The sequence below is a fragment of the Kouleothrix sp. 19917 genome, assembly GCF_057073505.1.
Map to the genome: position 1 here is coordinate 234,549 of NZ_CP097099.1, position 25,760 is coordinate 260,308.

General features: G+C 62.2%; 22 protein-coding genes. 8 read left to right on the plus strand and 14 right to left on the minus strand.

Features of this window, described 5'->3' with window-relative positions; translation table 11 throughout:
* Positions 1-52 precede the first annotated feature (52 nt).
* Positions 53-1,387 carry a M14 family metallopeptidase gene (locus tag M1P90_RS00985; RefSeq protein WP_483700769.1) on the minus strand — a complete coding sequence of 445 codons (1,335 nt, stop codon included), beginning with the start codon at positions 1,385-1,387 and terminating at the stop codon, positions 53-55.
* A gap of 216 nt (positions 1,388-1,603) precedes the next feature.
* Here M1P90_RS00985 and M1P90_RS00990 point away from each other — a divergent pair, with 216 nt between their 5' ends.
* A complete protein-coding gene (locus tag M1P90_RS00990) occupies positions 1,604-3,295 on the plus strand; it encodes an STAS domain-containing protein (protein ID WP_483700770.1) in 1,692 nt (563 codons plus the stop codon).
* Positions 3,296-3,346: 51 nt separating this feature from the next.
* On the opposite strand, the gene M1P90_RS00995 is transcribed toward M1P90_RS00990, so the two are convergent.
* Positions 3,347-4,048, minus strand: a complete 702-nt coding sequence (locus tag M1P90_RS00995; protein ID WP_483700771.1) for a response regulator — start codon at positions 4,046-4,048, stop codon at positions 3,347-3,349.
* On the minus strand, positions 4,045-5,514 hold the full coding sequence (locus M1P90_RS01000) for a DUF4118 domain-containing protein (RefSeq protein ID WP_483700772.1): 1,470 nt from the start codon (positions 5,512-5,514) through the stop codon (positions 4,045-4,047). The genes M1P90_RS00995 and M1P90_RS01000 overlap by 4 nt, the downstream gene beginning before the upstream one ends.
* Positions 5,515-5,791: 277 nt before the next feature.
* Here M1P90_RS01000 and M1P90_RS01005 point away from each other — a divergent pair, with 277 nt between their 5' ends.
* Complete coding sequence (locus M1P90_RS01005; protein ID WP_483700773.1) at positions 5,792-8,020, plus strand: lamin tail domain-containing protein; 2,229 nt, start codon at positions 5,792-5,794, stop codon at positions 8,018-8,020.
* A gap of 275 nt (positions 8,021-8,295) precedes the next feature.
* Here M1P90_RS01005 and M1P90_RS01010 read toward each other — a convergent pair whose 3' ends face one another.
* Complete coding sequence (locus tag M1P90_RS01010; RefSeq protein WP_483700775.1) at positions 8,296-9,549, minus strand: flavin monoamine oxidase family protein; 1,254 nt, start codon at positions 9,547-9,549, stop codon at positions 8,296-8,298.
* A gap of 88 nt (positions 9,550-9,637) precedes the next feature.
* Here M1P90_RS01010 and M1P90_RS01015 point away from each other — a divergent pair, with 88 nt between their 5' ends.
* The 3 genes from M1P90_RS01015 to M1P90_RS01025 all read left to right on the plus strand — a co-directional run bounded on the left by M1P90_RS01015 (position 9,638) and on the right by M1P90_RS01025 (position 11,740).
* On the plus strand, positions 9,638-10,942 hold the full coding sequence (locus M1P90_RS01015) for an AI-2E family transporter (RefSeq protein ID WP_483700776.1): 1,305 nt from the start codon (positions 9,638-9,640) through the stop codon (positions 10,940-10,942).
* Positions 10,943-11,138: 196 nt separating this feature from the next.
* Positions 11,139-11,462 (plus strand): hypothetical protein, encoded by a 324-nt coding sequence (locus tag M1P90_RS01020; RefSeq protein WP_483700777.1) that lies wholly within the window; start codon positions 11,139-11,141, stop codon positions 11,460-11,462.
* Positions 11,459-11,740 (plus strand): type II toxin-antitoxin system Phd/YefM family antitoxin, encoded by a 282-nt coding sequence (locus M1P90_RS01025; protein ID WP_483700779.1) that lies wholly within the window; start codon positions 11,459-11,461, stop codon positions 11,738-11,740. Before M1P90_RS01020 ends, M1P90_RS01025 begins: the two co-directional genes overlap by 4 nt.
* Positions 11,741-11,785: 45 nt before the next feature.
* On the opposite strand, the gene M1P90_RS01030 is transcribed toward M1P90_RS01025, so the two are convergent.
* The 10 genes from M1P90_RS01030 to M1P90_RS01075 all read right to left on the minus strand — a co-directional run bounded on the left by M1P90_RS01030 (position 11,786) and on the right by M1P90_RS01075 (position 22,990).
* Positions 11,786-12,397, minus strand: coding sequence for a histidine phosphatase family protein (locus tag M1P90_RS01030; RefSeq protein ID WP_483700781.1), 612 nt, complete (start codon positions 12,395-12,397; stop codon positions 11,786-11,788).
* Positions 12,398-12,515: 118 nt separating this feature from the next.
* The gene (gene meaB, locus M1P90_RS01035; protein ID WP_483700782.1) at positions 12,516-13,460 is read right to left on the minus strand and encodes a methylmalonyl Co-A mutase-associated GTPase MeaB; all 945 of its coding nucleotides are present in this window, start codon (positions 13,458-13,460) and stop codon (positions 12,516-12,518) included.
* Positions 13,435-13,845 (minus strand): cobalamin B12-binding domain-containing protein, encoded by a 411-nt coding sequence (locus M1P90_RS01040; protein WP_483700783.1) that lies wholly within the window; start codon positions 13,843-13,845, stop codon positions 13,435-13,437. The genes meaB and M1P90_RS01040 overlap by 26 nt, the downstream gene beginning before the upstream one ends.
* Positions 13,846-14,064: 219 nt before the next feature.
* On the minus strand, positions 14,065-15,054 hold the full coding sequence (locus M1P90_RS01045) for a prephenate dehydrogenase (RefSeq protein ID WP_483700785.1): 990 nt from the start codon (positions 15,052-15,054) through the stop codon (positions 14,065-14,067).
* 325 nt (positions 15,055-15,379) lie between these two features.
* Positions 15,380-16,000: a hypothetical protein gene (locus tag M1P90_RS01050; protein WP_483700786.1), complete on the minus strand. Its 621-nt coding sequence runs from the start codon at positions 15,998-16,000 to the stop codon at positions 15,380-15,382.
* Positions 16,001-16,006: 6 nt separating this feature from the next.
* Complete coding sequence (locus M1P90_RS01055; RefSeq protein ID WP_483700787.1) at positions 16,007-16,474, minus strand: PDZ domain-containing protein; 468 nt, start codon at positions 16,472-16,474, stop codon at positions 16,007-16,009.
* Positions 16,475-16,820: 346 nt separating this feature from the next.
* On the minus strand, positions 16,821-17,435 hold the full coding sequence (locus M1P90_RS01060; RefSeq protein WP_483700788.1) for an RNA polymerase sigma factor: 615 nt from the start codon (positions 17,433-17,435) through the stop codon (positions 16,821-16,823).
* Positions 17,436-17,808: 373 nt separating this feature from the next.
* Positions 17,809-18,255 (minus strand): hypothetical protein, encoded by a 447-nt coding sequence (locus tag M1P90_RS01065; protein ID WP_483700789.1) that lies wholly within the window; start codon positions 18,253-18,255, stop codon positions 17,809-17,811.
* A gap of 310 nt (positions 18,256-18,565) precedes the next feature.
* Positions 18,566-20,113 carry a S8 family serine peptidase gene (locus M1P90_RS01070; RefSeq protein WP_483700790.1) on the minus strand — a complete coding sequence of 516 codons (1,548 nt, stop codon included), beginning with the start codon at positions 20,111-20,113 and terminating at the stop codon, positions 18,566-18,568.
* A gap of 3 nt (positions 20,114-20,116) precedes the next feature.
* The gene (locus M1P90_RS01075) at positions 20,117-22,990 is read right to left on the minus strand and encodes a CHAT domain-containing protein (protein ID WP_483700792.1); all 2,874 of its coding nucleotides are present in this window, start codon (positions 22,988-22,990) and stop codon (positions 20,117-20,119) included.
* Between the two features lie 215 nt (positions 22,991-23,205).
* Here M1P90_RS01075 and M1P90_RS01080 point away from each other — a divergent pair, with 215 nt between their 5' ends.
* The 3 genes from M1P90_RS01080 to M1P90_RS01090 all read left to right on the plus strand — a co-directional run bounded on the left by M1P90_RS01080 (position 23,206) and on the right by M1P90_RS01090 (position 25,758).
* On the plus strand, positions 23,206-23,859 hold the full coding sequence (locus M1P90_RS01080; RefSeq protein ID WP_483700794.1) for a hypothetical protein: 654 nt from the start codon (positions 23,206-23,208) through the stop codon (positions 23,857-23,859).
* 580 nt (positions 23,860-24,439) lie between these two features.
* Positions 24,440-25,153, plus strand: coding sequence for an anti-sigma factor family protein (locus M1P90_RS01085; protein ID WP_483700795.1), 714 nt, complete (start codon positions 24,440-24,442; stop codon positions 25,151-25,153).
* Positions 25,150-25,758 (plus strand): YdcF family protein, encoded by a 609-nt coding sequence (locus M1P90_RS01090; RefSeq protein WP_483700796.1) that lies wholly within the window; start codon positions 25,150-25,152, stop codon positions 25,756-25,758. Before M1P90_RS01085 ends, M1P90_RS01090 begins: the two co-directional genes overlap by 4 nt.
* Positions 25,759-25,760 lie beyond the last annotated feature (2 nt).

Here is a 25,760-nt window from a genome sequence, read left to right on the forward strand (position 1 = left end):
GTCGCCGCTCCAATCGTAAATCGCAAATCGTAAATCCTTCTAATCCGCAACCCTACCGCAGCTGCTGCGCCGCCGTGCTTTCCTCAAGTCGCTCCCGCACCAGCGCCTGCCAGCCCAGCGGCTCCAGCCGCACGCTGCCATCCTCGGCGTAGTAGGCCAGCGCGCCGCGCTCGAAGTGTTGAACTGGCCGCGCCACGCCGTCGGCGGCGGGGGCATTGTGCTCTTCGTCCAGCGGGAAGCCCAGCAGCGCCATCCCGCCGTGCTGCTCCCAATCGGCCAGAAATGCCTCGCTGACGTTGTGGCCGGTTTCGGGGAAGAAGCGCGCGCCATCGCGGGCGGGCGCGGGTGGCGCGACTGCGCCCAGCGTTTGCCGGCCCAGCGGCGCAAGCTGCACCAGCTGGGGCGTATCGGCCTGGTCGGGGTGCAGCTCCAGCAGCGCGCGCTCGAACCATTGCCGCGTCACGCCATTGGCCGTTTCAGGCGGGGCCAGCGGCGGGCCAAAGCGCGCCAGCCCGCCGTGCGCCTGCCAGAAGCGCCACAGAATCGCCGGCACCGGCACGCCGTTTTCGCTATGGTCTTCGGGCAGCGGCAGGAGTGCATCGGCCTGCTGCAAAATGCGCTGCACCCCGGCAAGGTTCTGCTCGAACTCGGGCAGGTCGCCGCTGGCCAGCTCGGGCGTGATCGCGGCGATGCCCAGGCCACCGGCCCAGTCGTGCATGCCGCCGGTGATCATATAGTTCTGCCAGTAGCGGTCGTAGCGGTAGCCAGTGGCGGCGGCGTAGGTCTGCGCCAGCGCGATCGAGGGCGCGTGCTCACAAAAAGCCGGAAAGACATCGCCGCCATTCGAGTGGTAAAAAATCACGCCAGCGGCGTCGAGCAGGAAATCGCGGATCAGCTGGCTTTCTGGCTCGGATTCGGCGTAGGGGCCACCGGTGCTCGATTCGATGCCATACGCGCCCTGCACGAAGTTGCGCCAGTCGTTTTCGGCGCAGCCGTCGGGGCTGGTGTTCATGTTGCGGTTCAGGTCGACACCACTTGCGTTGAAGCGCGTGCCAAGCGCCAGCCCATCGGGGTTGAGCGTGGGGATGATATAGAGCCGCATGTCGGCCGGCACCTCGCCGGGGTTGGCGCGAAAGTAGCCGGCGAGCTGGCTGACAAGCTGGAAGGTATTGGCCTCGGGGCCGCCGTGCGTGTCGCCCACCAGCGCAAACTTGCGCGCGCCGTCGCCAATTTTCAGCGCAGTGATCGGCCGGCCTTGCCCAGACGTGCCCAGCGTCAGCTCGACGACGCTGGGGGCGGCGTGGCCGGGCGCGGCCGGCACGAGCGCCAGGGCAAGCAGCAGCGCCACAAACAGGCGGCGGAAGTGATGATATTGGCGTGTGATCATGCGGCGCTCGGCAGTTCGTCTTTCCCGCGCATCATACATGACCAGTCGCTTCTGGTCAATTGCGCGGCCTGCTGCTACAAGGCACGGTAGCAAACGCTCGATCTGGCTGCAACTCGCTGCCAATCTGCTATCGAAATCACTCGGCATTGATGCTACCCTCAGCGTGGCTGATCGGAAATGCAGCGCCCACGCTGCTGCGGATGAACAGGATTCGCTATGACCGCTCAATCGCTCCCTAACACTGCGTCTGGCATTCCACCAATTGGCTGGCTGCGCGTGCTTTCGCTGCGCGCCAAACTGCTTGTTGCGTTTCTGATGGTGACGCTGCTCTCGGCTGGCACTGCTGGCGGCGTTTCGATCATCAGCACGCGCGCGCGCCTGGTGAACAGCGTTGGCGCGCAGCTCAGTGTGCAGGCAAATTCCGACGCGCGCAATATTGGTTTTGTGCTCGAAAGCAAGGTGCTGAGCCTGCGCACGGTTGCGTTAGGCGAAACATTGCAGGGAGCCGTCGATGCGTCGAATGCGGAATACGCCGGCCTGGATGCTGCCGCGCTTCAGGCGCGCCTGCATGAGCGCGGGCAGCGCTGGCAAACTGCCCCCGACACCGACCCGCTGATTGCCGATGTGCTCAGGAGCGGGCTCGGCGTTGATCTGGCAGAATACCAGCAGAACGACGAAAGCCACCTTGTGGTGATGGTTGCCAATCGTTTTGGGGCACTGGTGGCGGCCAGCAGCCGCAGTGGCAGCTATTCTGTGCAGGGTGAAGAATGGTGGCAGAAGGCCTGGAACGGCGGGCGCGGCGGTAGCTTTATCAGCCAGCCAATTCTTGTGGGCCAGCAAATGCCGCTGATCGATGTTGCCGAGCCGATCTATGGGCATGGGAACAAAAACGTCATTGGCATCATTCGCACCACCTACCGCCTTGCCGTGCTGATCGAGCGCCTGCGCGAAAGCCACGCGGCGCAGGCTGGGCACGCCGATTTGCTCAGCAACGGCCAGATATTCCCCAATAATAACCAGAGCGATCCAATTGATCTGAACACTGTGCAAACCCTGTCCGACGCGCGTGGCAAAACATTTACCACCGTGCGAATGGGCGGCCACGACGAGCTGGTGAGTGTTGCGCCCGTCACAGCAACGTTTCCCGAAATCGGGGCGCTGGGGTGGAGCCTGGTGCTGCGCGAGGACGCCGATGCTGCGCTGGAGCCAGTGAATCGCGCGCAGGAAAATATGCTGTTGGTGATGATTGGCCTGCTGGTGCTGGTGCTGGTGCTGGCAACGGTGATCGCCGAAATAATCAGCGCGCCGATCAAGCGCATGGCCGGCGCGGCGCGCCAGATCGCCGATGGCGATTTTCGGCAGCGCCTGGGCTACACCAGTGGCGACGAGATCGGCCGCCTGGCAGTCAGCTTCGACCATATGGCGCGCTCGCTGGAATTGCGCATCGCCGCCGAGCAGCAAGCCCAGGCCGAGCGGCTGGCGCTGCAGGAGCAGGTGATCCAGGCGCAGGCCGAGCACCTCAAAGAACTGTCCACGCCCTTGATACCGCTCAGCGCGCGCGTGCTGCTGCTGCCGCTGATTGGCGGCATCGATGCGGCGCGCTCGGAGCTGATTTTGCAGGCGCTGCTGAATGGCGTGGCCGAGCATCGCGCGCGCGTGGTGATTATTGACCTGACAGGCGTGCCGGTGATCGACCTGCCGGTGGCGCAGGCGCTGCTGCGCGCGGCACAGGGCACGCGCCTGATGGGCGCGGCGGTGATGCTGGCTGGCATTCGCGCCGAGGTGGCGCAGACGCTGGTGGGCTTAGGGGCCGACCTGAGCGAGCTGCCGGTGTTTGCGAACCTGCAGGCAGCGATTGCGCAGGCCGAGCGCGCGCCTGCCACGCAGAATGGCGCGCACGAGGCCTAGCGCACTTCGCGAGCTTGGCAAAACACCATCCGCATTTGGGTGGTGTTTTTGCTACGCACCAGCTTCTTCGGGGATGGCGAATCGATAGCCGATCCCCGGCTCGGTAATGATATAGCGCGGGCGGGCCGGCTGCGCTTCGATTTTGCGGCGCAGCTGGCTGATAAACACGTGCAGGTTCTGAATATCGTTTTCGTAGCCCGGCCCCCACACCTGGCTCAGCAGCCACTGGTGCGTCAGCACACGCTCGGCGTGCGTGGCGAGGTTTGCGAGCAGCGTGTACTCGGTGGGCGTGAGGTGCACTTCGGCACCGGCGCGCGTCACCGAGCGGCGCATCAGGTCGATGCGCAGCTCGCCGGCGATGATGGTTGCCGGCAGGGCCTGCGCGCCTTCCACGCGCCGCAGCGCCACGCGCACGCGCGCCAGCAGCTCCTGCGTGCCAAAGGGCTTGGTCAGGTAGTCGTTCGCGCCCTGGTCGAGCGCATGGACTTTTTCCATTTCGTCGTAGCGCGCCGAAATAACAATAATCGGCACCTCGCTGCGGGCGCGCACCTGCTGGCACACCGCCAGCCCATCCATGTCGGGCAGGCCCAGGTCGAGAATGATCACGGCCGGCGGGTCGGCGCTCACCACGTCGAGGCCAGCCGTGCCATTTTCCACGGCGGTGACGCGATAGCCGCGCTCGCTCAGGCTCGAACGCAGCACGCGGCGGATGGTGAGCTCGTCGTCGATCACAAGAATATGCGCTGGAATCATATTGTCGCTTCCTGTTCGACCAGCGCGCCCGGCAGCTCGCGCGGCAAACGAATTTCCACCAGTGTGCCACCCTGCGCGCGCTCCAGCAGGGCAATCTGCCCGCCATGCGCCTCGATAAACCCTTTGCAGATCGCCAGACCGATGCCCATGCCGGCGATCCGGTCGGTGCCGGGCTGTGGCAGCCGGTAGAACTTGGTGAACACGCGCGCGCGCTCGGCCTGGGCAATGCCTGGCCCACGATCGCCAACCCGAATGCACAGCGCCGCTGGCTCGGGCTGCACCGCCACCAGCACCGGCGAGCCATGCGGCGAGTATTTCAGGCCGTTTTCCAGCACATTCCACAGTACCTGCTCGATCTGGACATAATCAATCGGCAGCAGCGGCAGGTCGTCGGGGATAGCCAGCTCAAGCGCGCGCTCGTGGAGCCGGGGCGCGAGGCGCTGGAGCACACTGTAAATAATTTCGGCCACATCGTACCAGCCGCGCTGGGGTTGCAGCACGCCCGCCTCGATGCGCGTCAGGTCGAGCAGGTTGGTGACGAGCTGGTTCAGGCGGGCTGCCTCGCCGCGAATCACGCCTGCGAAGTCGGCAATTGCTGCCGGCGACCACGCGACATCCTCGGCCAGCAGCTCGTCGGCGGCGGCGGTGATGGCGGCCAGCGGCGTGCGGAAATCGTGCGACACCGCCGACAGCAGCGTGGACTTCAGGCGATCCGATTCGGCCAGCGCCTCGGCGTGCGCGGCGGCGTGTACAAGCTGGCTGCGTTCGAGCGCCAGCGCGGCCTGGCTTGCCAGCGTGCCAAGTAGCCGCTGCCGCTCGGCACTGAGCGCTTTTTGTGGCGGCTCAAGCGCGATCCGCAGCACGCCCAGCCGCTGGTCGCCACTGAGGAGGCGGGCTTCGGCGGCTGAGGCACCGGGCGGCCACGCGCCACTGATCGTGCGCGCCGGCGCGGCCCCACCAACCAGCAGCAATTCACAGGCCCGGCTGCCAAGCAGCGTGCGGCTGGTCGACACAATTCGTGGCGCGATCGCGGCAAAATCCAGCTCGGCGCTAATCACCTGGCTCAGCTCGTAGAGCGCGGCCGCCTCATCGGCGCGCTGCTGGGCGGCCAGCGCCTGCTCGCGCAGCCACACCACCATGCCGCCACCCAGAATCGCCGTCGCGAGGAAGATGCCCAGCCGCACCACGTCTTCGGCGTCGTCGACTGTGAAGGTGTAGATCGGATTGACAAAAAAGAACTTAAAGGCCACAAAGCCCAGTGCCGCGCACAGCACCGCCGGTTTGCGCCCGCTAATCGCCGCGCACACGAGGATACTCACCAGGTAGATCGGCGTGATTGAGAGCTGCGGCAGCTTCAGCACATATTGCAGAAACCAGATCAGGAGTGTTGCGCCAGCGACAATGGCAACACTCCAGCTATAACCATGGCGCAACGTAAAGCGCGGAATGCGTAGGGCAATGCTCATGGGTGTTTCATCCCTCCTGCCATCACAGTAGCATAACCACCGGGTGCGGGCAATGGATACGCCTGTGCGGCAATTTGGAATTGCTACGCTGTGTACAAAATCGCTGTCGCGCCGCATCGCGCGTGCTGCTGGCAAACACACCGTGTAATAGTTTATTACGCGTTGCAAAGCCATTCTAAGGATAGTCTAAAGATTGCCCCAAGGCCGTAGCTTGCCTTCCAGTAGTGGCGTTTCTATAACCGTGGCCAGAGAAAAATATGTATTTCAAGGAGCACGCATGAGATCTGTTCGTATTATGTTTGCCGCGAGCCTTCTGCTGCTGTGCAGCATGGTCTTTAACGGCGCAGCCGGCGCGCACCCGGCAACGGTTGGCGATTCCAGCCGGGCCGACTGGTTTGCGCAAGGCCCTTCGGCGGCCAATGTGGGCGAAATTGCGCGCGACGCCGCCGGGCGTGGCGAGTTTGTGTGGACCGACGCGCGCGGCGATCAGCGCCTGGTGAACCCGATTGGCGCAACCGGCAACATCACCCGCGAGGGCGACCTGGCGCGCTTCAGCGTGACCGCCGACACCAGCAGCCTGTACCTGCTGGCGCGCGTCGATCGCCTGACCGGCATTACCAACGACCCGTCGCCCGAGCTGATGGTGGCGTTCGACACCGACGCCGCGCACACGGCTGGCGCGACGGCGCTGCCCGATGGCATGGCAACCAGCGTGGACGCGAAAGCCAAATGGGAATTCGCGATTGAGACGCAGTTCACCAAAAGCAGCCCGGCCGCCAAGCCAGTGCTTTACAATGGCGCGAGCGGCGCGCCGTGCACCACGTGTAGCGCGCAGCTGGTAAGCGCGGCCACGCGCCAGGGCAGCTTCATAGAAATTGCCATCCCCTGGATCGAGCTTGGTGGCAGCATGCCCGCGCCGCAGAACAGCCTGCGTCTGAGCGTGCTGACCTTCTACAGCGACAAGCGCGCGCCGCTCGATGGGCTGGCTTCCAAAGCGATTGACGTGCTGAGCCCGCTGCCAACCGCCACCGAGCTGGCCGACGGCACGATCAACGCCTATGTGGACGTACACTTCAATGCCAGCGGCGATGTGTTTGCGCCGCTGCTGATCTCGGAATTCCTGCCCGACCCGCCGACCAATAGCGACCCGACTGGCGAGTGGATCGAGCTGTATAACCCGAACAGCTTTGCGGTGAGCCTGAACGGCTACAAGCTGGGCGACCAGGCCTATCGCGGCGGTTCGCAGGGCATGGTGCTGCTGCCGAACCAGATGCTGGCTGCCGGGCAGGCCGTGGTGGTGGCGAATGGCAAGAGCGTCTTCCAGTCGCGCTACCCGAGCGTGCCGGCCGGCTCGATCATCGACATGAGCAAGCTCACCTCGTACACCAACTGGGCCAGTGGCGTGATCTCGCTGCAAAACCAGAACAGCGGCCAGCCGTTCAAAGAAAGCATTGCGCTGCTCGACCCGAGCGACACGATTGTTGACCTGGTGCAGTACACCACGCCGATTGCCGCCAGCGGGCTGGATCGCGACAACCGGCCGATTGTGCTGACTGACATGGCGGTTGCGCCCAACACCAGCTACGACCGCTGCCCGGCGACGCAGGATACCAACAACGGCGGGCTGGATTTCGTGGCGCACCTCACGGTGTCCGAGCAGACGCCGGGTGTGGCGTGCCAGGGCGTGCCAGGTGTCGATCTGCGCATTGCCGAGGTTGGCCCCGAGGTGGTGGCAACCGGCAGCACCGTGCAGTATATGCTTGCGTTCAGCAATGCCGGCACCGGCCCCGAAGCCGCGAACAGCGTGGTGATCACTGGCACGCTGCCGAGCGGCCTGACCTTTGTCAGCCAGTCGTCGGCGACGCCCGGGCTGGTGTTCAACGGCACAGGCGCGAATGCCCACAGCCCAAGCTGGAGCATCCCCACGCTGGCGCCCGGCACGCAGGGCATGATTACGATCAACGCGACGGTGAGCGGCGCGCTGGCGCCCAACACGCTGCTGGTGAACACGGCGGGCATCACAAGCACGCCGGTGGAAGCGCCCGCGACGCGCGGCAACAACTTCACCACGCTCACCTCGATCACTGAAGGCCCGCCCGACCTGGCGATTAGCTCGACCTGGCCGGCAGTGGCCACGCCCGGCAGCCAGTTCACCTTCACCATCGATTACGCCAACAATGGCGAAGACGACGCCAGCGATGTTGTGATCACCGACCAGCTTCCGGCAAATGTGCGCCTGCTCAGCGCCAGCGCGCCGGGCCTGAGCTTCAACAACGCCACCAGCGGCGCACTGGTCTGGCGTACGTCGGCGCTGTCGTTCGGGGAAGAAGGCACGATTACGCTGACGGTGCAGGTGAACAAGTTCGCGCCCACCGGCTCGAAGCTCACCAATCAGATCACGGCCAGCAGCACGCCCGCCGACTCGCCCACCACCAACAACAGCGAAACCAAGTCGCTGACGGTCGGCAAGTCGCTGATCTTTATTCCAGTGGCGCGGCGTATCTAAAGCGCCCGCGGCGCAGGGTTTGGGGGTTAGGGAATGGGGTGTGGGGATTACAATGCTGAAATTCCCGCCTTCATTTCCTGCCCCTGTTTCTTGAGTCGTGCCGGAACCTTGCGGCGCGAGGGGTTTGGAAATAGAGACTTTGCACAGGTGCGAGAAACAATCTCGCGCCTGTGCTTTTCTTTGCCTGCATCAAAATGCTGTGAGGTATCGGGCCGCACAGCACGCAACGCCGACTTTCGCTTGCCCTTCTCAGTGCTCTCGGTGTTCTCTGTGGCTCATCCGTTCTGCGTTCCAAGAATCTCGCTGGCGGCGCGCTCGCCGCTGTGAAGCGCGCCGTGCACCGTGGCCGGGTTGTTCGCGAACACGGTGGCCTCGCCCGCGAAGTGCAGCGCGCCGGCCGGCTGAGCCAGCTGTGCGCGCATGCCGTGCGCGCCAACCGGCACCATGCTGTAGCCGCCGCGCGCCCATTCGTCGTCGGCCCAGTTCACCAGCGTGTGCGCGCGTAAATGCCGGCGCGGTGCGTCGCCAAAGATCGCGCCCAGCGCGGCCAGCCCTTGCTCAAGCACGCCATCCGCGCCGCTGGCGGCCACCCGCGCCGCGCGCGTGCCAGTGCTGAAGCCGGTCAGGATCGGCACGCCGGGTCGCACCGTCCACCAGACCGGCAGCGGGTCGCGCCCGGTTAGAAAGGTCATGTCGGCATCCCAGAAAATTTCGTCGAAGCGCAGAATGAGCTTCATGGCGGGCGGCATGGCGAGTGCGGCCAGCGCACCCTGCTGCGGCGCGGGCAGCGGCGGGTCGAAGGCGACCGCGCCGGCTTGCAGCACCGCCAGCGGCAGCGTGACGACGACATGGCGCGCGTGCCAGGTTTCGCCCGCAGCCGTTTCAACCGCCGCGCCGTCGGCGGCCCAGCGCACCGCCGCCACCGGCGTGTTCAGGCGGATGTCGAGGCCGGCTGCCAGCACCGCCAGCACGGCATCGTAGCCTTCGAGAATATGAAAATCGCCCGGCCCCTTGTCGGAAAAGCGCAGCTCGTGGGCCAGCTCGGCCACGCTGATGGTGTCGAGCGTGGCGCAGTTGGAATGCGCCAGCCGCATGTCGGCGATGTGCGTGGCGAGCGGGCTAAACTGGCGCGCCTGGAGCCATTCGCCCAGCGAGCAGTCGGGCCCGGCGTAGGCGGCGACCTGTTCCTCCAATGTCCACAGTGGCTGCACGTCGGCATGCCCCTGAAAGATTTCTGGCCCAACCAGCCGGCCATCTTCCTGCACAATTCGCCGGCCGGCCCAGCGCGTCGCCGCTTCGGCGTGCGCCCCAGCGCGACGCACCCACGCCCAGGTATCGGCCTGCTCGCCGTGAATAAACTCCGCGCCGCGCTCGACTGGCACCGGCCCAAAGCTATGGTCGGTCCACACTCGCCCGCCCGTGCGGTCGCGCGCTTCGAGCAGCACCACCTGCCGGCCAGCATCGGCCAGCGCGCGTGCGGCAGCCAGCCCAGCCGCGCCCGCGCCAATCACCACAATGTCTGCGTTCATATGAAAGAATCCTTCAGTGGCCGATTTTTCGCTATAATAGCAGAATTGCCGCACCGCACCATCGTGTTTTGTAAGAAGGAGAAGCCCTTTGGCTCGCAAGCCCAAGCTTCAGCTCGAAGCGCCGGTGCCCGCTGGCGCGCTCGCGCCCCCGCCCGACGATATTGTCCCTGCCGATGCACCCGCAGCGGCTGCTGCCCCGGTGCCCATCCCGCCCGCCGAGCCACTTGTGATTAACTTCCCATCGTGGCGGCGGCTCGGCCAGTGGGCGCTGGTGCTGCTGGCGCTGTATGCCGTCTACTGGCTGCTGGCGAACTCAATCGCCGCGATGACGCCCTTCATTATTGGCCTGGTGCTGGCCTACCTGCTCCTGCCGCTGGTCAACCGCCTGAGCCGGCGCATGCCGCGCCCTGCCGCCATTCTGACGGTCTACCTGGGCGGCTTTTTGCTGATCTTTCTCGCTTTCGCCTATATTGTGCCGCCGGTGGTCAGCCAGGTGCAGGAGCTGCTGACGAACATGCCCACCCGCGAGCAGCTCGAAAGCTTTGGCAGCTCGCTCTTGCAGCAGTACGAAAATCAGGTGCCCGCTGCGATCAAGCAGCCGATCGAGCAGGGCTTGAATAGCGCGCTGGGCACGCTGCAAAGCAACTTCGCCACCTATGTGCAGGGCGTCACCACCTTTTTGCTCACGCAGGTGCTGCAAATCCTGAACACGGTCTCGTTCCTGATCGGCTTCCTGATCATTCCCTTCTGGCTGTTCTATGTGCTGAACGACGAAGCCAAGGGCAAGGCATTCCTCGACCGCGTGCTGCATCGGCGCATTCGCGACGATTTCTGGAATGTCTGGGGGATTATCGACCAGGTGTTCAGCGATTATATTCGCGGGCAGCTGCTGCTGGGCGTGGCGGTGGGCGTAATGGTGGGCGTGGGCCTGCTGATTTTGCGCCTGCTGGGCTTCGATGTGCCCTACGCGCTGCTGCTGGCGATTGTTGCGGGCATCACCGAGCTGGTGCCGATCATTGGCCCGATCCTCGGCGCGATTCCGGGCGTGCTGCTGGGCTTCTTCGCGTCGCAGCACGGCTGGCAGACCGGCGTGGCAGTGCTGGTGCTGTACCTGCTGGTGCAGCAGCTTGAGAATAATTTCCTGGTGCCGCGCATTATTGGCGAGAGCATTGGCCTGCACGAGGCAATTCTGACGGTTGTGCTGATCGCGATGGGCCAGATCTTCGGCCTGCTGGGCGTGGTGCTGGCCGCGCCCGTGGCGGCAATTGCGCGCGATCTGTTTGTGTACGTCTATCGCCGGCTGGGCGGGATGAGCGCCGCCGCTGCTGCCCGTTCAATTCACGCCGAGGGTCGCGCCGAAGAGCAGAAAGCACAGGCGGATCATATGGCGTAGGGCGTTGGGAATGGGGGATGGGGTCCTGACGAAGGACGAAAGGCGAATTATTTTGGGCGTCGCTGTTTGCCCGTGTCGCGCTGATAGGAGATTTGGTGCGCATCGAGCCACTGCGCCGCGATCACTCAAGTATAGTTGACATAGATGTTCAAGTGACTATAATTATAGTCACTTGAACATTGCGTAGGGATGGGCGATGCCTGAACCTCATCGTTTTGCAATTATCTATGCGCCTGTTACGAAGGTGCATTTGCGCGCTATCGAGGCGAAACACTATTCGCTTATTCGCACCACAATCGAGCAGCAATTAGGGTTTGACGCAGCTACAGAAACACGAAATCGAAAACCGCTCAAACGACCCGTAATTTTTATGGCGACATGGGAAATCCGATTTGGGCCCCAGAATCAATTTCGCGTTTTTTATGACGTTGATCTCGACCAATCTACTGTATCGATTCTTGCGATCGGCACAAAACACGGCAATCGCGTCCATATCGGCGGCGAGGAGATCGAATTATGAAGATTGCATCTGTTGCTGATGTAAAAGCAAATCTTAGCGCGTATATTAAAGCGAGCACCGATGAACTGGTCATTATTACCAGGAATGGTAAACCTGTCGCGGTGCTTTTGCCCATGGAAGATGATGATGAGCTTGAGCGTTTAGCGCTGGCGTATTCACGTCGTTTTCAAGCGATTTTGCACGAAGCGCGCGAAGAAATACGCACAAGTGGCGGCATTACGCACGACGACTTCTGGCGTGAAGTTGAAAGCGATCAATCACAAAATAACGCGGCGTAATTAGCCTGTCCTCTGTGCTCTCTGTGCGCTCTGTGGCTCGCTTCTCTATCGCAGATGCGCGGTGTTGTTGAAGCTCAGCAGCCGTGCCGCGCCATCTTCTCCCCACTGCACGGTGGTAATTGCGCAGTTGCGCAGCCGCAGAGTCGCGCGCTTGCCGGCCTGCCCGGGCGCAAGCCGCTCCAGCACGCCCGCGATTGTGCCGCCATGCGCCACCACCGCAATCGCCTGGCCGGCGTGGCGCGCCACCAATTCGGCCACGGCGTCGGCGGAGCGCTGGTTGAAAAGGTGCATGGTGTCGCCGCCAGGAAATGCCAGCAGCGGGTCGTCGCGCATCCAGGCCGCCCACAGGCGCGGGTGGCGCAGCAGAAACTGCGAGCTGTGCATGCCCGACACGCGCCCGGTATCGACTTCGCGCAGCGCATCCACCACCACCGGCGCGCAGCCCAGCGCCGCGCCAATGATCTGCGCGGTTTCGCGGGCGCGCTCCAGCGGGCTGGTGTAGAGCGCGGCAATGCCGGCCCCGGCCAGCCGCGCGCCGGTGCGCTCGGCCTGCCAGCGACCAAGCGCGTTCAGCGGCTCGGCATTCCAGCCCTGGATGATCTGCGCGCGGTTGGTGGCCGTCTGGCCGTGGCGAATGAGGTAGACTGTGGTGGGCATGCGGTCTGTTCTAGAGCAAAAGGCAAATTTTTTTTGGAGCCACAGAGAACACCGAGAGCACAGAGCCAGAACCCAAACTCAGTGGCCTCTGTGATCTCTGTGGCCCAAACATAACGTTCTATCCCAGCAGCTCGCGCGCCGCTGTGTAGGGGTCGAGTGCGCGCTGCGCCACGCGCGCCAGCGTTGCGGCCCAGGCATCGGCGCTGCGGGCGCGCTCAAGCGCGACTTCCTGCACAATCAGCTCAAGCTCGCGCGTGGCGCGCGCCTGGTCGCGCTGCTGCTTCTGGCCGGTGGCTTGCAGGTGCGCCAGGTGCTGTTCCACTGCCGCCGCCACCTGCGCAATGCCTTCTTCGCGCATCGCCACCGCTGGCAGAATCGGCGGCTCCCAGCCGTCGCGCGGCGGCCCGCCCAGGTGCAGCATCGCCCGCAGCTGGCGGATAGTCGCGTCGGCGCCCTCGCGGTCGGCCTTGTTCACCACAAACAGGTCGGCAATCTCAAGAATGCCCGCCTTGATCGCCTGCACGTCGTCGCCCATGCCCGGCACTTCAATCACCATGGTGGTGTGTGCGGCGCTGGCGATCTCCACTTCGCTCTGGCCCGCGCCCACAGTTTCAACCAGCACAATGTCGAAACCGGCCGCGTCCAGCAGGTCGATCGCATCGCTGGTGGCGTGGGCAATGCCGCCGAGCCGGCCACGGCTGGCCATGCTGCGGATGAAAATGCCCGCGTCGCCGCCGAGCGGCTGCATGCGAATGCGGTCGCCGAGGATTGCGCCGCCGGTGAAGGGCGAGGTCGGGTCGACGGCAATAATGCCGACGGTGCGGCCAGCGCGCCGCCAGTAGAGCGCAAGCGCGTTCACCAGCGTGCTTTTGCCCGCGCCCGGCGCGCCCGTAATGCCAACGATATGCGCGCGCCCGGTGTGGCTGTACAGCGCGCCCAGCAGCGCGCGGGCCGGCGCGCCGCCCGTTTCGACGATGCTGATGCCACGGGCCAGCGCCCGCCGATTGCCCGCCAGCAGCCTGGGCGCAAGCTCGGCATTAAGCACTATGGTTGGTCCCGGCATGGTCCTGAATAAACTTCACAATGTCGTGGGTGGACGCGCCCGGCCCGTAGACTGCCGCAATGCCATACTGGTCGCGCAGCACGGCGGCATCGGCGTCGGAAATGATCCCGCCAGCCACCACCAGCACGTCGGCCATGTCTTGCTCGCGCAGAAGCTGCATAATGCGCGGCAGCAGCGTCATATGCGCGCCCGAGAGGATCGACAGGCCGATCACATCGACGTCTTCCTGCAGCGCGGCCTCGACAATCATCTGCGGGGTTTGCTGCAGGCCAGTATAGATGACTTCCATGCCGGCGTCGCGCAGCGCCCGCGCAATCACCTTGGCCCCGCGGTCGTGGCCATCAAGGCCGGGCTTCGCCACCAGCACACGAATTTTTCGCTCCATTGCGCGTTTCTCCTGTATGGGCCGGCGCGAACGAGGCTGCGGCCGGCTGCCACGCGTATTGTAACGCGGCCTGGTTTCAGATGAGATCAGAAAGTGCTACTGCGCGATAACGGTTGTTTCTTGTCTTATCGGCTCTGGGCCACAGCTGTGGCCCAGAGCCGATAAGCAAGTTTACTTGGAGGGCCTGCAGCCCTCCAAACCTCCTGCTGAACAGATTCGTTATCGTTTTTTCGCGGGCGGCTGCTTGCCGGTGCCAAAGCGCCCAAACAGCGAGGGGCGCGCCACGCCGGTGCCGCTCATGTCCTCGAAGTCGTCTTCGCCGGGGCGCAGGTTGGGCCGGCCGAGCAGCCATTCTTCGCGCAGCTTGCGCGTGTTTTCGAAGAAATCCAGCAGCTCGTCGCTTGCGCCTTCCTCGATCTGGTCGCGCAGGTCGAGCAGGAGCTGGGCGCTTTCATTCAGCCAGCGCACCAGCGCGGCCTGGTTGGTAATGCAGATGTCGCGGTGCATTTCGGCATCGCCCGACGCCAGGCGCGAGATGTCGCGGAAGCCGGTGGCGGCCAGCGGGGCCATTTCCTTCCAGCCGGCGCTCTGCCCGACCACCGCCATCAGCGCGGCGGAAAGCATAAACGGCAGGTGCGAAATCCCCGCCACGTAGGAGTCGTGCTCGGCGGCGTCGATATAGTAGACCTTGGCCTTAATCTGCCGCACCATCGCCTCGACCGCATCGATCGCGGCCTGGCGCGCGCGCGGCGCGGGTGTGATGCAGTAGATCGCGCCGGTGAACAGCCCCGGCTCGGCTGCGCTCGCGCCGGCCTGCTCTTTGCCGGCCATTGGGTGCCCGCCCACAAAATCGACCGTGGCGGGCAGCAGCTCGCTGGCCCATTCGAGCACCTGCGCCTTGGTGCTGGCCACGTCGGTCACCACTGCGCCGTTGGGCAGCATCGGCGCGATCTCGGCGAACACATCGCGAATGCGCTGCACTGGCACCGCCACAACCACGATCTGCGCTTCGTGCAGCGCGTCTTCCAGCGTGCGCGCCTCGCGGTCGATCGCCAGCCGGCCGCGCGCATCGCCCGTGGCGCGCTGGTTTTTGTCGTAGCCCGTAATCACGGTTGGCCCAAGCGGCGCTTCTTTTTCGCTGGCGTTGCGTATTGCCATGCCAAGCGAGGTGCCGATCAAGCCCATGCCAATAATGGTGATGCGAATCATGGTGTCCTTTACGTGAACTCGCTGCCTCTGGCGCGATTATACCCGATGATTTACGATTGCCGATTTACGATTTACGATTGGGACGACGAAGGACGAAAGACGAAGGACGAAAGACGAAATTTTAACCGCAAAGAGCGCAAAGCGCGCGAAGGTTTTGGAGTACCGAACCACGAAGACACGAAGGCACGAAGATGTTTGAGTTGTACGTTTGCATGTTGCAGGTTCGCAGATCTGTCTCCTGCCGATTCCTAACTCAACATTCAACATTCAAACCTGCCAACCGCTCACCCCGTTACCCTTTCACCCTTTCACCCCGTCACCCCGCCTACTCCGCCCCCGCCTCCACATACGAAAGAAACATCAGCTCGGCGACCACCAGCAGCAGGGCCAGCAGCAGCAGCGGGATGGGCCGCAGCGTGCGCAGGCCGGCCAGCAGCACCGCCAGCGCGGCCAGCCCGCCGATCTCGTGGGCCTGGCGGCGGGCGCGGCGCAGATCGTACTGGCGGGCGCGCTGGCGAAACAGGCGCGGGCCAAGCGCGTACACCGCCGGCAGCACCGCCGCCGACACGCTCCACCATAGTGCCAGCGCCAGCAGCACATACACCGGCAGCTCGGGCAGGGCGAGCAGCCAGGCGTTGGGCGGCGGCACAAAGGCCAGCATGTAAAGCAGCAGCGAGCTGCCGGCCATGCCTTCGAGCGCGAGGCCGGGCAGGCGCAGCCGCCGCTGGAATGGCACAAAAGTCAGCGCGCCCGCCGCCAGCACCAGTGCATAGAAGATCAGGCGCATGGGCGCAAGCAGCGGCTGCGCGGGATCGAGCTGGCCGGCCAGCAGTGTTGCCAGCGCGCTGGCCCAGCAGAAGCCAGCCGCCACCGCCAGCAGCAGGCCGGGGCGGCGCAGCGCAGTGGCGGGCGTGGCCGCCGATGGCGACGAAGGAGTGTTGCTCATGCGTCCCTACAGGTCGGCCGGCTCGTCGCCGCGGGCGGTATAGTACACGCCCAGGTACGGCCGGGGGCTATCGCCAGGGAATGGATCGAGTGTCAGCGCAAGATCTTCTTCGCCGCCAACATCGCGCAGCACCTTCAGGTTCACGCGGTCGCCGGCGTGCAGCGTGCGCAGGTAGTCGCGCAGGTCGCGGGCGTCTTGCAGGCTGGTAGTGTCGATAGCGACAATGGTGTCGCCGCGCTGGATGCCTGCGCGCGCGGCCGGCCCGCTGCGGTCGAGCCGCGTCACCAGCACGCCCAGCGGCGGAAGGTCGGCCTTTGCGGCAACCTGTGTTGCAAACAAGGCCTGCTGCTCGCGGCCAGCCAGGTCGCGGCCCATGATCCAGCCGCCCAGCCCGCTCAGAAAGCTGCACCAGACGCACAGGCCCACCCCGGCGGCGATCAGCCACGGCAGCGGCACCCGACGCTCGAATTTCATCCGACGCTCCAGCGCTATACAAGTCGTGGCGGTGATTCTACCGCGAAGCACGGCCAAGCGTCAAGCTAGCAGAATGTCAGTTGAAGTTTGGCTTTGGTTGCCGAGACGAAGGACGACAGACGAATGACGACGAGCGGTGGTCGGTGGTTCTGCAAGGCTACACTATAGCAGTTTGCAGTCGGCAGGACGCAGTAGGCAGTTGAATTTTCTGCTCTATAACACCTTCTCGCCAGCATATGAGTGTTCAATTGTTCTGCAAACCGCTATAGCATCATAGCAGGAGGCAGCGCGCAAAAAAGGCCCACAGGTCGTTTCCCTGTGGGCCGGCCGGCGTGGCAGCGAAACGCTACCGGTCGTAATACAAGCGTCCGATGTCGGGGTTGCGCTTCAAGCGCTCAAGCAGGTTGCGCTTGGCGGTGTACACCTGCCCGACTGCGTCGAAAATGTTCGGGTGCCGCGCGAAGATCGTGGCCGAGCGCAGCCCGTAGCGAAAGCCCTCGATCAGCGCCACGCGCTCCTGCTCGCAGCGCGTTTCGGCCATTGCGATCTGCCAGAGCTCCTGGCGGGTCAGCAGGTCGATCACCTCATCCTCGGGCGAGATCACGTCTTCGCCTTCCAGCGCCTGCGAAAGGCGCTCGTGCAGCAAGGCGTTGCGCGCGCAGTCGATCACGGCCGAGGTGACGCATGCGCGCAGGTAGGCCAGCAGCGCGCCAATGTTCGGGATATCCGCGAAGCGCTCGGGTGTGAGCGCCGCCCACGCGCGCGCGAATGCGATGTCGGCGATTTCGTCGCCGCGCTCGAGGATGGTTGCGCTTGCGCTGCACCGACCTGCCCAGGAGATGAGCATGGCGCGGTAGCGCGCCGCGCCTTCGGCCCAGGCCTCGTCGTCGTGCTCGACAATGGCGCGCCGGAACAGCTCGTACCCATCCAGGTTGTTGTGCGAACCTCCATGTGTTTGCATGAACCCTCCTGTGATCGCTGGCAGTGTGTGGCGAGCCACGCACCGCTGGTCTGTTCCGCCCCTCATAAAGATCAATGCGGCGGCGAGGGTTTTATCACAAGAGTTGCGGGAAGCTTCCTATGCGCCTGAGTATTTCGGTACAAGTCGGACGGAGGACGAGTGACGAATGACCAAGGCGCTTCGTCGTTCGTCATTCGTCGTTGGTCAGACCTCGGACGAAGGACGAGTGACGAATGACCAAGGCGCTCCGTCGTTCGTCATTCGTCGTTGGCCACACCCGGCAGCCGTGAGCCACAAATCGCACAGAGGCCACTGAGTTTGATTTTTCTCGGTGATCTCCGTGTTCTCTGTGGCTCAATCGTTTTGCCCTCAGCTATAGGAAGTACTCTGCGCCAGCTGGCGTGCCAGAAAGATCGCGCCAATGGGCGACATGCTGTTCGCCAGTGGGCAGCGCGGCGAGCGTCCAGGCTTCTGCGCCACTTGCCAGCGTGATCATGCGCTCGGCATCCGGCGCTGCTCCGGCGAACAGCATGTCGCTAAGCAGCGGGTGGGCGCGCAGGCGCTGCGCCACGTGCTCGCCGGTGAATGCGCCAGGGTGGTGCAGCACTGCCAGCACTTCGCCGGGCACGCAGTAGGTGTGCGCCACTGGCGCGCCGCGCTGCGCTGCCGAGACGCGAGCGTTGCCGCCAGCCAGGGCCGCGAATGCGGCCCCGCCGGCAAGTTCCGCCATACGCCGCGCAAAGCCACGGCGGGAGAGTTCAACTGAAAGGAGTGTTTTGTTTCCATCGTCGTTCGCCGGCTTGGAAGAATCATGCCCCATAATGCCTCCATAGCTGAGTGTACGAACTGATAGTGATGCTTTGCCCTGCGTGAGAGCGCTGTTTTAGCCCTGCTTGACCATAAAGATCTCCGTGCTATCGCTGGCGAGATCGGGCTCGGCCGCGCGGATTGCTCCCATAACGGTTACTGGCGTAAGGCCATGCCCAAGCAGGGCTGCGGCTCAGATTTTATACAAACATGAGCATACGCGCTTCTTCGCGATAGGTGAGCCAAATTACTGCGCTCACAAAATCGAAAACTCGATTTGTGAGCGCGGTATCTCTTTGGAGAAGCCGATCAAGCTCTATTACCTACTCTGCCAGGCTGGTTGTTGGCGCACTACGAAAAGCCGCAGCGTGCTCCTGAATGTATGTACTGACTTGCTGAATTGACATAGAGCCACACATAAGTGCAGCAAATGCAGCCGTAATGATCGGCGTGGAAAAGGATGTGCCGGCCCAGCGCGCCAAGCCAAGCTCGTTTGGCGTACCGTCGGGGAAACTGCCAATATACACACCCAAAATCCCATGGTTTGGATCAGCTGTATCACCAACTTTATCACCGCCAAACACAGCCACTCCATCACTAACGGGCAAGTCCGCTAGGTTGCTGTATGAAGCATCGTTCCCAAGAAAATCAAGGGCGGCGACGCCGACGACACTTGAATATGCTGCGGGGAAACGTGCTTCTGGATGTTGCTGTTTACCTGTGGCAGGATCTATCGCGCCCGTCCCATCATTACCGGCTGCTGCAATAACCTTTGCACCCATAGGCTCAAACAGCGAACAGATTATCTCGAATGGTGCAAGTGATGCCTGAACAAGATTTGGATGCTGTTCGAGCACATGCTGCCAGAATTCATCTGTTTGGGCCAAAGCCGTGAGTGCGGCTGAAGAGGGTGGCACAGAAAAAAACAAGCTTGCATTGACCAGCACTTTAGCGCCAGGGTGCTGCTCAGCAAATTCGGCCGCCCGCTTAAATCCGTTAGTAATTGTTTCTAGCGTTCCTACGCCATAGGGATTAAGTACCTCGATCAGGTGCAAGCGGGCGGCCGGCGCAAAACGATTTATTACACTCGCCACAAACAAGCCATGATCGCTCATAACATAGTCGTGATCTGGAAGAAATGCAGTCGCAACTTCGAGCAAATGGCTAAATCCTGCATACTCAACGCGCAATGCGCCATGAATATACCCGAGCGCGCCAGCCGGTCCAATAAGCCCTTTGAGAAGTTCATGCTGTGGCTCACCAGCCTTTTGAGGTTCTTCAACCCAACGCATATATGCGCGCTTAAGATCGACATCGCAAGGCGCAGTGTCAAGAATAAAAACATCCACGCACTCGCCGCATCGATCTATCGAAATGTCATTCGAATTCAGGCCTCCCGGAAGCGGGATCGGCTCAGGTATCAATTCAGCTAGGCTACTTGGATTGGGTGCAACTGGTCGCCCGCCTGGGCCGCCCGATCCATCAGGCTCTGGCGCGCCGCCGGAAAGCCAGTTTGGTAGTGCTTGTCTGACAATAAAGTCAGCCGACCAGGAGTGTGCGTATATTTTCTCATTGAGTTGCGCAAGAAACCCAAGGAGCACGAACTCGTCGTGAAAGCCAGGGTTTGAGCTTGTTGCGAATACCAATGATATGCTTCGTCCTTGCTCTAAAGCATTAAAGCTTATCACGCGACTCGCTGTCAGATGGACGCGATCATCAGCTGTGAAAAGCTCGGCCCGATGTATTTGGGCCAGAACATCGGCGGACTGTACAGCACTGTCATGCTCGATATACAAGCCGAACTGGCCGCGCGCAAAATGAATGCGAGAACGTGCTTGATAGGTTGATTGCCCCGGCGACATAGCTGTCATAGATTAATCCTTTCCTTTCACAGACTGAAGTGGCGAAGGATCACCAATAAGCTGAAATGCAGCCCAAAAAGCTGGATGCAGTTGCCCTGTATTCGCAAGAAGAGTAAGCTGAGCCTGCCGAAGCGCCGCAGCTTTTGAATATCCAGCGTGTAAGTGCCTATACAATAATTGCATGAGCTGCGTGCTTGAATCATCAGCAATACGCCATAAACTAGTGATGATGGCACCCGCACCAGCGTAGAGTAGCCCTCGCCCCAAACCAATTGGCTCATCGCGCGCTGCTACTTGTACACGGCCTGTTTCGCACGCGCTTAACGTGACCAACTCGTAGCTTAAATCATGTTGAAGCAGATCATCGGTGTATAGCTGACCATCGGCTAGCTGAATATACGATAAATCTGGCTGATCAAGCCGTTGCTGACCGTGAGCTGCGATATGCAAAATTTGAACGGGTTCAGCGCTAAGCTGGTCGCGCGTGGCTGAATTTTCTTCGTAAACTGCTCCTCCAAATAACGAGTGAATAAGCTCGGCTTCGTCACGAATCTGGGTAATATGCCCATCCCAAGAATGGTATAAAACACGTGCCCCTGGCCTTCGGATTGGACCACGGCGCGTGATTAGGCTAGCCGTTGGCAGTATCACGGTTTCGTGCTGCTCTACTACGTATGTGCGCTCGCCGCGCAACATATGAAAAGGTACATAGTGTATCCTGCCAAATGGCACAATACTCAATCTGGTGCAGCCCTCAAGCTTGGAAGCAAGGGGTTTTAGTAACAATGCATATATTCGCTGCGAAATAGCTTGTGCTACTGTAAGCAATGTGCGCTGACTTGCTGCGTTGGGAGGAAGCTTCAGAGCGAAGTCGATATTTGCTTGCAGTTGGGCCAGCAAGGTATACAAATCCTGCGTTGTTCCTGGCAAACGGTGAACTTCGACGGAGCCATCGTCGAGCAAAAATGCCCATATGGATTGTTCATCGTGATACCACGCAAGCATACTATTACCTGGCTCAAGCGCCTGCTGTATCTCGGTAATGCTTGGCAGGGTAACATCGGCACGGCGATCATTGCTATTGAACAAATACAGTTGTTCGGTGATAGCGCGCATTCGCGACTCGCGCCTGCGAACTTCTTCGCGCGCTTGTTGCGGCGACAGCGCCTGTGTATGCTGGTCATCTTCTGCAAGCTGTGGATGCGCAATGCGGTAGTACCACTGGTGCTCAGCTCGCAATTGGTTGAGTTCATCAAGAAGCTGTTGACCTCGCTCATCGGCATGATGCCAGCGTAGTTGTTCACGATTTGCCAGATAGCCAAACATCAGGTGCGATTTTGATCGCTCAAGTGCAGTAAATGCGGCGGTAGCATTTCCTTCGCGCAGGTAGATATTCATGAGTGATTTGAGCGCTGCGCCTTTATTCTCAAGAAATTGTGGCCGTAAAGTGAGTGTAAGCCCTTTTTCTACACGGTCAATCGTTGCCGCTGCAGCACTATAGTGCCGTACCGCACATAATTGCTGCCCCTGAGCTTCAGCAATTGCGCCACTCGCCAGATGGGCGCTATAGCGGAGTGCAGGGATGTTACATCTGCGGCTGATAACAAGGGCCTCACGCGCACTGTCTCGTGCAGCAGCGACATCGCCTAGCTTGAGCAGTGCATGGCTTTCGAGTAAGTTCGCTTCCCCGTATTCCACTTGGAGTTGGCCGTGTTTAAACACTTCCTTACTAGTGCGTGCTATTCCGAGCGCTTGCCGAAACTGATCCATACGTAAGGCAATCTGACCTGCGCGCAAGCGGGCAATTTCAACCCAAGTTTGCGCGCCGATATCGTGAAAGCGCTGCTGTGCTTGTTCAAGGGATTGTTGTGCTTCGCTATTTTGCTGCAGCTGGGCTTCGGCTGTTGCTAAGTGCAAAAGAGTTAGCCCCTCGCGCCACGCTAAATGGGAGGAACGGTAATCTGCAATAACTGCGGTGGCAAGATCGCGAGCCTCGACATAGCGATTAAGCAAAAGATAAATTTCAACCAGATCGCGGTTCGCATGTGTGGCGTCCAAGTGTAATTTTGCAGAAATATAATGATCTCGCACTTGATGGAGTAAGCGTAATGCTCGCCGATATTTTCCCTGTGAAAGGGCAATATGTGCCAGGTTGTGCTCGGCGCGAGCCATGCCACGCATTTCGTTGCGTGCAGCAAAACCCGCGCGTGCGCGCTCATAGTACAGGCTAGCTTGTCTAAAATCGCCTAACATATGATATGCAAAGCCTATGTTGAGAGCCAGCAAACTGCTATGGGTATCAAGCCTATGTCCAAGCTTGCCCAATACCTGCTCAGCTAGTGTATACACTTCCAGCGCGCGGCTGTGCTCACCTAGGCAGCTATGCACAAGAGCAATGTTGTTATACAAGCCGAATAAGCGCTCATAAACATTGTGCTGTTCAAAGATTTCGCGTGCCTGCTGAGCATCGGCTAGAGCTTCAGCAACAGTGTTTAAATCAGTGCAAATTACCAAGCGCCCGATGCGCGTGCGCGCCCAGCCCACCGCGTCACCAATCGACTCGAACAGCGTGCCGGCCTCGCCCAGCAGGTCCCACGCCTCCTGAATGTTGCCAACAAACTTCAGCGCGTCGCCGCGCGCCATGGTGCCGAGCGCAGTCTGCCATGCATCGCCGCGCAGCCGCCCGACCTGCACAATCAGGTCGGCAAACACCAGCGACTGGTTGGCATTGATCCACCAGTGGCGGTCGGCCTCGTTTTTCAAATGATCGACCAGCGCGCTGGCATCGGCGGCGCTCAGCGGCGCGACTAATTCGCCCAGCAGATTGGGCGCGGCAAGCAGGGCTTCGGCAAGTTCGGCGGGCGTGGCGAACGCTTGTTGAGTCATGGTGCTGTGCCCCAGTGCGTAAGATGAGATGGCGAAACCGGGCGGAACGCCGGGCGAGTGCGGGGTGCTGGGTGGGTGGGGCGTTGTGGCGGAGCGTGGAATGTATCTCATGATACTGAACGGCGCAAGTTGGTGAATTTGCGGGTCATTTTTCGTATACAATAGGGAAATTCTGCGACAATCGCAGCGAAATGTGCGCGATGCGAGGTGCCGCCATGACGCTGGCCCAGGGCATGCCGAACGAGGAGTTGGCGCGGCTGTGTACGATCGAGACGGAAAAGTTCAACCGGCGGCAATCCAGCGATTCGCAGTTCTGTTTTGAGCTGTTTCGCCGGGCGCTGGCGGAAGGGGTGCCAGAAGCATTTACGCTGGTGTATCGCGTGTACGAGCGCCAGGTGCAGAGCTGGGTGCTGCGCCACCCGCAGTTTGTCTTCGCCCACGAGCCGGCCGAGTATTTTGCCAGCCAGGCATGGAGCAGGTTTTTCTTTGCGGTGCGTGGCGCGAAATTCGCAAATTTTGTTGCGTTGCCCTACATCCTGAGCTACCTTCAGCAATGCGCATTTACGGCGGTCACACTGCATTTGCGAGCCGAGCGGCGCGACGAAACGCTGTCGCTGGAGGCGCAAGCCACCCTGGCGCATCACGACCACGCCGAGCAGCGCATTCTGGCCGAGGAAATGATGCAGCGCATCGCCGAGCTGCTGCCCGACGAGCGCGACCAGCTGCTGGCGCGCTGTGTGTTTGTCGAGCGGCTGAAGCCGCGCGAGATCGTGCGCGATTTCCCGGGCCGCTGGAAGGACGAGCGCGCCGTTTCGATCGACCTGTATCGCATCCGGCGCATTCTGCGCAACGATCCGGGGCTGCGTTAGGGCAGTGGGCAGTGGGCAGGCGGCAGTGGGCAGTGGGCAGGCAGTGGGCAGGCGGCAGTGGGCAGTGGGCAGGAGGCAGTGGGCAGTGGGCAGTGGGCAGGCGGCAGTGGGCAGGCGGCAGGGGCAGTGGGCAGTGGGCAGGCGGCAGTGGGCAGGCGGCAGGCGGCAGTGGGCAGGCGGCAGGAGGCAGTGGGCAGGAGGCAGTGGGCAGTGGGCAGTGGGCAGTGGGCAGGCGGCAGGCGGTCGGGAACGAGCGATCACCTGTTATGAGGGCGGTTCCGTGGTTCTTGGTTCCGTGGTTCTCGGTTCTCGGTTCCGTGGTTCTCGGTTCCGTGGTTCTTGGTTCCGTGGTTCCGTGGTTCCGTGGTTCTCGGTTCCGTGGTTCCGTGGTTCTCGGTTCTCGGTTCCGTGGTTCTTGGTTCCGTGGTTCCGTGGTTCCGTAGTTCCGTGGTTCCATAGTTCTCGGTTCTCGGTTCTCGGTTCCGTGGTTCTCGGTTCTCGGTTCTTGCTTGTGATATTTTGCGAGCGGGAGCATTGATATTAGCACAATCGGCACAACGTCCCAGCCCAGCGAGGGATTATGATGGAATGCAGCCAACCACCGCCACTAAGTGACGACGCGCTTTCTGATGCGCTCGATGGCATTGCCGCGCCCGAGGTGCTGGCGCATCTGGCGGGCTGCGCTGCCTGCGCCGAGCGGCTCGATGCGGCGCGGGCGCTGGAAGAGCGCCTGACCGGCACGCTGTACCGCTGGGATTGCCCGCCGCCCGAGCAGCTGGCTGAGTATGCCAGCACACGCTTGCCGACCGACGCGGCGAGCGCGCTGGCCGATCACCTGGCGGTGTGCGCGCTGTGTTCACGCGAGCTTGCCGATTTCAAACAGTTCCAGCTTGCCGAAACGCCTACGGCTGCTCCTGCCCCGGTGCTTCCCCCCGCCCAGCCACGCCCTGGCACGCTGTTCGCGCAGATCGTTACAGGCGCGGGCGCAGTGTTGCGCGGCGCCGGCCCCGAGCCAATTATGGCCGAGGCAAATGGCGTGACGATCTTTCTCGACATCCAGCCGCGCCCCGATGGCCGCGCCGCCTTGCAAGGCCAGCTTGTCGCCAATGATCAGGATGTGTGGGAAAGCGCGCTGGTGGAAATGCGCCAGGCCGGCGCGCTGGTTGCCACCGCAATCGTCGACGACCTGGGCAGCTTTGCGTGCGACGCCATGCCACCCGGCACATTCGATCTGCGCATTGCCGCGCCAAATGGGCGCATGGTGGTGCTGGCGGGGGTGGCTGCCACGCTATGAAGTTTGCCCGAATCGCGCTTGGGTTTGCTGGCGCGCTGGTTGGTGGCCTGGTTGCGCTGGGCCATGCGCTCAACTGGCGGAAAATGCCCACCGCGCAAGCCGACGCCGCGCTGGTGTTTGGCACTGGCGTTGACTGGAAAGCGCGAGCGCGCTGCACGGCGGCTGCGCAACTGTTCCATCGCGGCATGGCGCGCCGCCTGATCGTCAGCGGTGGCGTGCCAGTGCCGGGCACGCGCCTGAACGAGGCCGAATGGTTTCGCGACGAGCTGATTGCGCAGGGCGTGCCCGCCGAGTGCATTTTGCTGGAGCCGCGCGCAACCAACACCGCCGAGAATGCTGAGTTCGCCCTGCCGATCCTGCTTGCACACGGGTGCCGAAGCGTTGTGCTGGTCATGTCCGACTTCGAGGGCATTCGCGCGCACCTGACGGCCAAGCGCGCCTGGCGCGGCCAGGGCTTGACGATCTACGACGCGCACGCGCCGTCGCGAGGGCACTGGAACGCCTGGACGTGGTGGGTGACGCGCGAGGGCCGCAGCCTGACGTGGTACACCGTGCCGCGCCTGTTCCGCTACCGATTGCTGCGCTACTTGTGGATGCAGGATTAAGG